This window comes from Indibacter alkaliphilus LW1 (genome assembly GCF_000295935.2).
Lineage (GTDB): Bacteria > Bacteroidota > Bacteroidia > Cytophagales > Cyclobacteriaceae > Indibacter > Indibacter alkaliphilus.
The window spans coordinates 260844-269443 of the sequence record NZ_ALWO02000045.1 but is presented as its reverse complement, the minus strand read 5'-3'; the positions used below and the strand labels follow the sequence as shown (position 1 = coordinate 269443).

At 41.7% G+C, this 8600-nt stretch carries 4 protein-coding genes; 3 read left to right on the top strand and 1 reads right to left on the bottom strand.

From position 1 onward, the window contains the following. Window positions 1-840: 840 nt before the first annotated feature. Window positions 841-1110, top strand: coding sequence for a hypothetical protein (locus A33Q_RS16930; RefSeq protein ID WP_009033630.1), 270 nt, complete (start codon window positions 841-843; stop codon window positions 1108-1110). 196 nt (window positions 1111-1306) lie between these two features. Here A33Q_RS16930 and A33Q_RS16925 read toward each other — a convergent pair whose 3' ends face one another. After that, entirely contained in the window at window positions 1307-1525 is a 219-nt protein-coding gene (locus A33Q_RS16925) for a helix-turn-helix transcriptional regulator (RefSeq protein ID WP_262489363.1), read from the bottom strand. An 880-nt stretch (window positions 1526-2405) separates the two neighbouring features. Here A33Q_RS16925 and A33Q_RS16920 point away from each other — a divergent pair. Further along, the gene (locus A33Q_RS16920) at window positions 2406-4376 is read left to right on the top strand and encodes a TlpA family protein disulfide reductase (protein ID WP_009033632.1); all 1971 of its coding nucleotides are present in this window, start codon (window positions 2406-2408) and stop codon (window positions 4374-4376) included. Window positions 4377-4838: 462 nt separating this feature from the next. Then, entirely contained in the window at window positions 4839-8036 is a 3198-nt protein-coding gene (locus tag A33Q_RS16915; RefSeq protein ID WP_009033633.1) for a SusC/RagA family TonB-linked outer membrane protein, read from the top strand. The last annotated feature ends 564 nt before the right edge of the window (window positions 8037-8600 follow it).

Below are 8600 nucleotides of genomic sequence, written 5' to 3'. Positions count from 1 at the left end.
GTTATTATTTCCGCTCTGGAATGTATTGGACTTTAAACCACGCAGACTTGTCTTTGTCAATGAAAGCTCAACGTTATCACGTATTGACCTGAAATTCCTTACATTAAATCTGATTAGCATTGCTATGTTTTTGTGCAAATGTCGTTGAAAAGTGTCAAATAAACAAGGAATTGGAGTTGTATTTGCTTAATTTGCGCAAATTCAGTACTTAATACAGGTTTTTACTTTCCTTTTTTTACATGAGGCACAACGGTTTCTCTACGCCATTATGATGTGTAGCATTCCAATTCGGAGTGATAGATGCCATAATGGCGTCTATTTCTCAATTACCAAACCTACCCATTTCCCCACTCCCATAAAATACCCTGTACAGGGTAATTTTACCATAAACTGACTTAAAATTGCCCAAATAATTGGCATTTAAGTATAAATGTCGAATAATTGAGAGTTTCTTATTAGATAGACAATCAAAAAAAATTGAAATAATAAATTAAGATTATACGCTTGATTGCGTGTCCTTATTAATTGTTTTGAACCAGTTTTTACTGTTATTTTATAACCGAAATTTATTTATAAAGCTACTTTTTCTCCCGATTTTCGGGACAGGCTTTGATGAAAAAGTAGCCAAAAAATCAAGAATTTCGAATTCCCGAAAAAAATCGGGACAGGCTCTATCCACGCTGAAGGCCTACGCTGGCCTCCCGTACGTACGGGAAAATTCATCCCACCCTCCAAAGTCCCAATTTACTGTTAGAAGTAAAGTTGAGGGTTTGGGTCTTAGGATTTAGCGTGAAAGGATCCAGATGCACATAATTTTGAAAACCAGAAACAATTCAACTTATGAAATGGGATTATACCTGTAAATATTGTGGTATCGATACCAAGAAAGGAAAAGATAACTTTTATGGTGTCACGGAAGAACTTTGGAACCAATATGGAGTAGGAGAAGGTATGTTATGCCTAGGCTGTTTTAAAAAAAGACTTGGGAGAGAGTTCACAAAAGAAGATTTTGTCCCTTGTGTTTTAAACTACTTTGTGAACCCCATAGTAAAAGATATTATTAACCCTACAGAAGAGGAGCGTAAAAGTTTATGGAAGAAGAATAATTAACAATCACTTTCCACAATAGCGGATAGCATTCCATGTCGGCATGCTATAAATGATATTCAATAATTCCTAAACATACCATATCCCAAATCTTAAATTATCTTGTAAAAGATTTATTTACCTGAAAACATTGAAAAGATGAATCTCTATGAGAATACTTAAGGTATATCCTTATACTTAAAGGATTAAAATATAATTTTTATGGTTTTTTAATAGGAGGAATATATTCATCCTTTAAGGAAATTTCAAAATCAAAAAGTTCTTTTGGCTGGACTCCTAATCCGATAGAAAATCTATATATCTCACTCACACTAAAATTTCTCTCGCCATTTATAATCCTTCTTACATGACGCTCATCTACCCCTATCCTATCGGCAAGATCCGGTATCTCTATGTTTTTTTCTGACATAATTACCATGATTCTTGCAGCGATTAGGCTAACAAAATCAGTATTTTTATATTGCACCACACCCAAATATGGATGTAGTTAAAAAAAATATCTCGGACACACTTGTCCGAATAAAAATTTGTTATTAGATTTACACTGTTGGTAAATAATAAGTATAACCAACAGCGATATTTAAAATTAATAAGCATCGCACTTTACGTCTCAAACCTGAAAACGGCCAATTTTCTTATAGAAATGAGACAAAAAGTGAGAATGCTCACGCCATTGGCGTGGGCTACTCGCTTGCTCATTTCTAGGGTGCTTGGCCGTACCTCAGGTTTAGCAAGAAAGAGAGTCCACTCCAATGGCTTTATTTTTTACTGTAGAGACGTTCCATATAAATATTACATGCAATGGAACAGCATATTTTAATTTCCGTCAAATCTTCGAAGTCCATTTTCCGTGGAGCGGAAAACTGTGATATGTGTCCATTTTTCTCGAGAACCTTAGAACTGGTAGAATTGTTGAAAAACATCATCAAATCTCCAGTTTGATAAACCTATTTTCCTAGGATGGGCTGGCATATTAATCCGCAACAGACCAAGACTCCCTTTTCAGGCCAGCCATCCACCCCGTAATCCTATCCGCTGCAGAGGATAGGTCATAAATACGATAGACATAAGATACAAGACAGTTTGATCCCAATACTGGGAAATTTCAAAATTGTATCCTCAAAAAGTAGGTCAAAAACCTGCTTAATGGAATTCCCTTGTCTCCCCGATAATCGGGGCAGGCTTTGACTCTCGTCTCTCGTGTCTCAATCTTAAATCTTCAATCAAAATGTGTCTATAAAGACCTTCGATACCGCACGTAAGGTATCAAAGGTCCAAACTTAAATCTTCAATCTACAATGGCAATTTATCTAAAAAGCTGCTTCCTGGCATTCCTATGCCTATACCGAAGCAAATCCTATGGGATCAGAAAGAAAAGGATAGACCGGCAAAAGCTTGGGGAATCCCTATCCTATTATCCAAAATCCAGATGGAATCCATTATCCTTTATCTATTCAGCTGTTTGCAATTGGCTGTATCCAAGCGATAGCTGTCCAGCCTATGTCAGGCTTAGGGCGCTTACTGCTCTGGGATCCAAATACCCAAGAAGCCTGAATGCCGTGCATTGGCTGGCTTCCTTGGCACTTACTGTGCGGGTTACTTTGGACTTGATCCAGGAAAATTTCTTTGTGGCCTCTCTCCGATCTACCAAGGTGCGCACCAAAGGGCTGGCATACAGCAAACATTCCCTTAAGGATGGAAGTAGGTACGTGTGTGTGCCTTCCTATCTAAAAACCAAAAAACCATTTTTGACAGTAATATTTGTATTGGCAATTCACCTCTCCGGAATCTCCCAAACAAAACCTGTATATATCTATGGGGAAATCATAACTGACAGGCCTTGGGAGGAAATATCTGTAACCCTACACAGAGAATACTACGGAAAATTAAATTCTCTAGGGACTAATGAGAATTTCAAAATACCAGTTAAAGAAACATCATTTTTTCATGGGACTGGACCTGATACTCAGTTGTTTTACTTGGAGCTAGATCTCGATAAACCTGCCTATCTGTCTTTACAAGATAAAAGAAACAATATACTAGACAGGTACATCATACTACCCGGAGACAGTCTGTATTTGCAGGTTGACCAAATGAAAATGGACCGATATTATATGGGCTCCCATGCCAAGCAATTTGATGTTCAGCATCAAATAAGGCAGGAAGTAAAACGAAAAAACAATTTAAAACCCACAGGTATAGTCACATATGATAAAAACACCTACCTAGGGGACGAAAAAGTTTTAGAAGAAATAAAGGCAGCGGAAAACCACAGTCCTTATAAAAAATTTCAAATTACTGATTTCGAAGACCTTTCCCAATATTGGAAAGAGAATCTATCCCAAATTGATAATCAACCCCCTGGTTTAAAAATCTTAGAAAGCTATCAAGGGCAAATTCCGGATCAGTTGTATAGGATTCTTGAAGCAGATATTCTAGCTGGACCGTATTTATCCCATTACATGAGATTCCATATGCATTCAGGCATGTTTGGAAAATCTCCTGAAATGGAAAAGCTCTATTGGAAATACATTCATGAACTTCCTGAATTGGATATATCCGAAGAAGTAAAGCTTTCCTCAGCTGATTATCAGGATATGCTGGTCTACCATGCTAAGGTAGCCTCTATCTATGAGGAAAAGGAAGCTTTTGACATTCTTTTTGAAAGGCATAGCGGAGAACTTAGAAACCACCTGCTGATTAACTTCTTTGGATTGGGTTTTAAACACCAAAAAGATATTGATTTTAAACTCAATAAAACGTTGGAGCATGTCACCAAGCCTGAACACCGTGTGCTATTGGAAGAACTTCTTCTGAGTAATGCCCTTGGTCAGGAATTGCCTGAGCTGAAAATGAAATCAATAGATGGGGAGACGGTTGCTTTGGACGAGTTTAAGGGCAAAGTCCTCTTGCTGGACTTTTGGTTTACCGGCTGTCAGCCCTGCCTGATGTTGTACAAGACTACCTTAAAGCCTCTGAAAGAGCGCCTGGCTTCCATAGAGGATGTAGAGATTCTATCCATCAATGTGGAGAGCAGTGAGGAGCGCTGGAAAAAGAGTGTGTCCGAAGGGAAGTACACTTCGCCAGAGGGCCACAATTTCTATATAGGTAAAAGGACTGAGCATCCATTTTTGAAGCATTATAAAGTCAATGGCTTCCCTACGCTAATGGTAGTGGATAAGGATGGGAAGTTATACAGTTTTGCCGGGACGCCAAGGGATTTGGATGAGTTGGAGAGGCTTTTAATGGAGGCGAGAAATATAAATTGAAATATGCTTCGCGAAATAAATAGAAATATGCCTTCGGCGATATAGGGGTAGTGGATACTAATTGATATTGATAGATACTGGTGGATATTAATAGATATTGATACCAGGGATTTAAGTAGAAACCGGAGCTTTAGCTGAGGTTCTGAGGGGGAAGTGATTCGGGATATGATTGAAATATGCTGCGCGAAATAAATAGAAATATGCCTTCGGCGATATAGGGGTAGTGGATACTAATTGATATTGATAGATACTGGTGGATACTGATGGATATTGATACCAGGGATTTAAGTAGAAACCGGAGCTTTAGCAGAGGTTCTGAGGGGGAAGTGATTCGGGATATGCTGCGCGAAATATATGAATCATGAATGCAGAGATACATGGAACCCTAGATTTTAATGGATACTGAGGGGAGAATGAGGAAATAAAAGAAATACCCAAACACATAATAAACCATAAAAAAAGATGAGAAGAATTCTACTCTTGTGGCTGTGCTTTGCCCAAATTTTTTGGGTGATTGGCCAAACTGACAGAAGCACTTTGGAAGGAAGGATACTTTCCAAGGATGGTACGGGAATACCCGGAGCGAATATATTGCTCAAGAACAGCAATACTGGAACCATCAGTGATATTGACGGAAACTTCAGTCTGTCCCTTCCTCTTGGGGAAGCTGTACTGGAGGTGTCCTATATAGGTTACGATTCCAAGGAAGTGGCCGTCTCTATCCCCTTCTCCGGAACACTGGAAATCAGTCTGGAGGAAGATGGCATCAGCCTGAGTGCCATAGAGGTGGTATCCACGGGTTATCAGCAGCTGCCCCGCGAACGGTCGACAGGCTCTTTTGTCCAACTGGATGAAACCTTGGTCAACAGGCGGGTCAGTACCAATATCCTGGACAGGATTGAGGATATCAGCCCGGGAGTCCTGTTTGCCCGAAACAATAGAGGTGGTCTTGAAGGGGTACAGGTCAGGGGCAATAGTACCATTTTTGCCAATAGGGATCCGCTTATTATCATCGATAATTTTCCTTATGACGGGCCTTTGGAAAACATCAACCCTAATGATGTGGAAAGCATCACTGTCCTGAAAGATGCCGCAGCTGCCTCTATCTGGGGAGCCAGGGCCGGTAATGGGGTGATTGTCATCACTACTAAAAGGGGAAAAGCCGGAAGTCCCAAGGTCAGTATCAACAGCAATTATAACCTGATCGAGCAACCTGATCTGTTCCACAGGCAGATGATGGGACTGGATGAGTTTGTGGACTTCGAGCAGGAGCTGTTTGGCAGGGGATTTTATACCGCAAGAGAGAATTCTCCCCAAAGGCTTATACTGCCTCCGGCTGTAGAAACCATGATCTTGGGAAGGGATGGTGTGATCAGTCAGGCTGAAACAGCGCGGAGGCTTGAACAGCACCGATCCAGCGATATCAGAAGGGATCTGGAGAGGTACTACTACAGACCTGCCTTGAACAGGCAATATTCCATCAATGTATCAGGGGGAGGAGAATACCACAGGTACCAAACCTCAGTAGGATATGACAGCAACCGTGAATCGGTAGTGGACCAAAGTAACAGCAGGCTGACCATCAATAGTCAAAACAGTTGGAGTCTACTCAACCAAAGGCTGGATATAGGAGCCGGCATGTACTATACTTTGGGCAATAGGGAACAGAGGAGCCAATTGCCACAAGGAGTGTATTCACCCTACGCCAGCCTTTCCGACAGTGATGGAAATCCTGCCATGTTGCCTGTGGATTACAGGAGTACTTTTGTGGCTGCTGCACCCGGATTGGGCTTATTGGATTGGGCCTACAGGCCCTTGGAAGAGCAGGGCAATTACCTGAACAGGCAGGTTCAAAATGACCTGAGGTTAAACTTTCTTGTAGGCTATAAAATACTGGATGGATTAAGGGCCGAGGCCTCCTATCAATATTGGAACAATCAGGGAAGGAACAAAGAGCTTCACGCTGCCGACAGTTACTTTACCAGAAACCTGATCAATACATTTTCCCGAATCGATCCTGCCAATGGAAATGTGATCAGGGAGGTGCCTGAGGGAGAAATCTTCAACCTTGGGGAGAGTAGTGCCTATAGCCATAACCTGAGGCTAAAGCTGGATTATCAAAAAAGCTGGGCATCGGGTCATGAGGTAGTGGCCTTGGCAGGCTGGGAAGTGCGGGATTTTCAAAGTCTTGGAAATACTGCCCGGTACTATGGCTATGATGACATGTATGGGACCAGCCTACCAGTGAACCTGAATACCCGGTTCAACCAATTTGCCAATAATATACTTTTGAATATTCCTTCCGGAGCGAGTCACAGTGGGGTAATAGACAGGTTTGTATCGGGATTTTCCAATGCCAGTTATTCTTACAAAAAAAGGTACACTTTGACTGCTTCTGCCCGTAGGGATGCATCGAACCTGTTTGGTGTGAGTGCCAACCAGAAGTGGGTCCCCTTGTGGTCAGTAGGCGGAGGATGGGTAATCAGCAATGAAAAATTCTATAATGTGGACTGGCTGCCATATCTCCGCCTGAAAACAACCTATGGATACAATGGCAATATAGACCCAAGTTTAAGTGCCTTTACTACAGCCAGGATTTCCTCAGGTGGCCAGAATGCGCTTAGCGGTCTTCAATTTTTACAAATTGTCAATCCTCCGAATCCTGAGTTGAGATGGGAAAGGATCGGCATCACCAATATTGGAGCTGAGTTTGAAAGCCGCAATAGCAGGATAAGGGGCAGTTTTGAATATTTCGTCAAGAATGCCAGTGATCTGATAGGAACGAGAATGTTCCCCAGCACCAGTGGAGTCACCAGTTTCACCGGGAATTTTGCTGACATGAGGACCAGGGGCTTTGATTTTGAGGTGAGCACCCATAATATCCGGGGTAAGTTTAACTGGAGGTCATTTTTCCTATTGAGCCGTACAGTGGACAAAGTAACCCGGTACGAAAATGAAGCATCAATCAATCAATACTTTTCTTATGGAGCAGGGAACCCTGGGTTTAGGCCACAACCAAGAGAAGGTTTTCCCCTAAACTCTGTCTTTGCTTTGGCCTGGGGAGGATTAGATCCGGATAACGGAGCTCCAAGGGGTGTATTGGATGGGGAACCGAGTGCCAATCATTCTGCTGTATACTCTCAAACAGCTGTGGAAGATATGGTGTTTTTCGGTTCTGACAGACCCCAGACTTTTGGAGCAATCAGGAATGATTTTTCCTACGGAGGTTTTTCGGTTTCTGTAAATATCAGTTATAGAATGGATTACTATTTCAGGGGAGATCCTATAAACTATGGAAACCTGTATTCTGGCAGGTTACAGCCTACTGAATACAGTCAAAGGTGGCAACAACCTGGAGATGAATTGGTGACCAATGTTCCCAGTGTCCCTGCAGCTTCTAACTTCTTTAGGGACTTTGTATATATCAATTCAGAAATCAATGTATTCAGGGGAGACCATATCAGGTTACAGGATGTGCGGCTATCCTATGTGTTTGAGCGCAGCAAGTTTGCCCGACTGCCATTTGAGCGAGCTGAGCTGTATGGTTATGCCAATCAGCTGGGCGTCATCTGGAGGAAGAATGACAGGTTTATGGATCCGGATTATAGGATTGATAATGCGCTGAGGAGTTTTGCATTTGGAGTTAGGGTGGATTTTTAAGGATGGAAATATGGTGGAAATATGATAGTAATATGGTGGAAATATGCTTCGCGAAATAAATTGAAACCGGAGCTTTAGCGGAGGTCCCGAGAGTGAAGCGATTCGGGATATGCCTTCGGCGAAATGGGGGTACTGGATACTATTGGATATTAGTAGATACTAATTGATACTAATGGATATTGGTACCTGTAGAAAAGGTTGAAACAAGATAGAAATATGCTTCGCGAAATAAATTGAAACCGGAGCTTTAGCGGAGGTCCCGAGAGTGAAGCGATTCGGGATATGCCTTCGGCGAAATATATGGAAACCGGAGCTTTAGCGGAGGTCCCGAGATAGGAAAAAGATATTAATGGATATTAGATCCGCCACGGCGGAAAGTTACTAATGGATATTGATACCAGTAGTAAAGGTGGAAATATGATAGAAATATGCTTCGCGAAATAAATAGAAACCGGAGCTTTAGCGGAGGTCCCGAGAGTGAAGCGATTCGGGATATGGCTTCGGCGAATTGGGGGTACTGGATACTATTAGATATTAGTGGATATTGATACCAGGGATTTAAGT

What these genes read in the sequence shown, in the direction of transcription:
- A33Q_RS16925 (WP_262489363.1), bottom strand. Translation starts at nt 1,525, where the DNA reads ATGGTAATTATGTCAGAAAAAAACATAGAGATACCGGATCTTGCCGAT.
- A33Q_RS16915 (WP_009033633.1), top strand. Translation starts at nt 4,839, where the DNA reads ATGAGAAGAATTCTACTCTTGTGGCTGTGCTTTGCCCAAATTTTTTGG.
- A33Q_RS16930 (WP_009033630.1), top strand. Translation starts at nt 841, where the DNA reads ATGAAATGGGATTATACCTGTAAATATTGTGGTATCGATACCAAGAAA.
- A33Q_RS16920 (WP_009033632.1), top strand. Translation starts at nt 2,406, where the DNA reads ATGGCAATTTATCTAAAAAGCTGCTTCCTGGCATTCCTATGCCTATAC.